Here is a 1,909-nt window from a genome sequence, read left to right as displayed (position 1 = left end):
GCGCGCTTCCCGCCCGAAGTGGTGGAGACGTTCCAGTCCGTCACCTCGGTGCCGCCAGCGGGGGGCACCGTCGTCTTCCGGGTGAGAGCGAGAGACCCGCAGAGCAGCGCGCTTTCCTATTCCTGGACGGCCAGCGTCGGCACCCTCGGCGTGCCCAGCAATGGCCCCACCCAGAGCGCGGTGATGTGGACCCCTCCGGCGTGCGTGGTCAGCGGCAACACGGCCTCCATCACCGCCACTGTCACCAATGCATTCAACCTGACGACCGTGACGGGCTTCACGGTGTCAGGGTTGTCGCTCTGTGGGGGATGGGCCGCGACGGGAGCCATGACCTCGCCCCGCAGCTTCCACACGGCGACGTTGTTGAAGAACGGCACGGTGCTCGTCGCGGGGGGACGCAGCGCGGCCAGCGGCAGCTTCCTCTCGACGGCGGAGGTCTACGACCCGGTTTCGGGCACCTGGAGCGCGACCGGACCCATGGCTTCAATTCGCGAACTCCACTCGGCCACGCTCTTACCCAGCGGCAAGGTGCTTGTCGCGGGGGGATACACCGGACTTGGACGGACAGCGACAGCGGAGGTGTACGACCCTGCTTCGGGTACCTGGAGCGCGACCGGCCCCATGGCCTCGATTCGCAGCAACCACACGGCGACGTTATTAACCAGCGGCAAGGTGCTCGTCGCGGGGGGATACGGCTCGAGTAGCAACAACATCGCGACAGCGGAGTTGTATGACCCAGCATCAGGCACCTGGAGCGCAACCGGCTCCATGACCTCGCCTCGCCGCGACCACAAGGCAGCGCTGCTGCCTGATGGCCGGGTGATTGTCACAGGGGGATGGAATGGCTCTGGAGGCATCCACGCTACAGCGGAGCTGTACCACCCAGCATCGGGGGGCGGCTGGGGCTCGGCCGGCGTTATGGCCTTGCCTCGCGTTGCCCACACAATGACGCTGCTGAATGACGGCAAGGTGCTCGTCGCGGGGGGATACGGGAACGGCAGACACCACGCGACGGCGGAAGTGTACGGCCCCTGGCGCGAGGCAGGCTCGATGGCCAGAACTTCCGTCTCTCACACGGCGACGTTATTGAAGAACGGCAAGGTGCTCGTCGCGGGGGGAGAAGGGGGCGCCTCCTCCTCCGTCGCGACGGCGCGCGTGTACGACCCTGCCTCGGACACCTGGAGCGAGACCGGCTCCATGGCCTCGCCTCGTCGCGGTCATACCGAGACGCTGATTCCGAACGGCAAGGTGCTGATCTCTGGAGGACTCAACAGCGAGGGCTACCTGGCAGCGGCGGAGCTATATACGCCCTGAGCTCTGCGAGCCCTGACGGCCTGTATCCACTGAGCGCTCGGCGCAAAGTGCTGGTCACGAAGGTGGTCATCTTCGAGAACAGACAGCACTTCGTCTGGTTCTCCAACCCCGCGGAGGTGGTGCACGAGATGAAGGCCTTCCTCGGGCAATAGATTGGCCGGCCGGCTCCGCCTAACGAGGCGCGCACGTCGACGCAACAAGGTCCGCGCGGACCGATGTGGCGCGAGGCTGACTCAGGGGCAGGTGCACGGGCCCTGCTTGTAGAGTCTTGCGCTCCTCTCCTGGGAAGGCGCACCCGTCCGGCATGGGCGCGGATTGCCTCTCGGGGAGGACCATCCAGCTGCACAAGGGGGAGAAGTCCATGAGACAAGAGAGTCGAAGCGGGCTGGTGTGCCTGGCTTTGAGTTTTGTGCTGGCATTGGCCGGCTGCGGTGGGGCGCAGCAACCCGAGGAGACGGAAGGCAGCGCACAGGCGGTGGTGACGCTGCCGCAGGCCCTGAGTGCTAGCGACGTGGCGCGGGTGGAACTCACGGTGTCGGGCGCGGGGATGACGACTCGCACGGATGCCCTGGTGAAGACGGGCGGGCAGTGGGGT

General features: G+C 66.6%; 2 protein-coding genes. Both read left to right on the top strand.

The genetic code is table 11. The features are described 5' to 3' along the window. The coding region (locus D7Y21_RS41125) for a kelch repeat-containing protein (RefSeq protein ID WP_304988584.1) at window positions 1–1,314 on the top strand (1,314 nt) is incomplete at its 5' end. A gap of 409 nt (window positions 1,315–1,723) precedes the next feature. Continuing rightward, window positions 1,724–1,909, top strand: a 186-nt coding sequence (locus D7Y21_RS41120) for a hypothetical protein (protein ID WP_233612504.1), incomplete at its 3' end; no start/stop codon positions are given.

It is taken from the genome of Corallococcus sp. AB045, assembly GCF_003668895.1.
Lineage (GTDB): Bacteria > Myxococcota > Myxococcia > Myxococcales > Myxococcaceae > Corallococcus > Corallococcus coralloides.
This window is presented reverse-complemented; position numbering and strand designations above follow the sequence as displayed.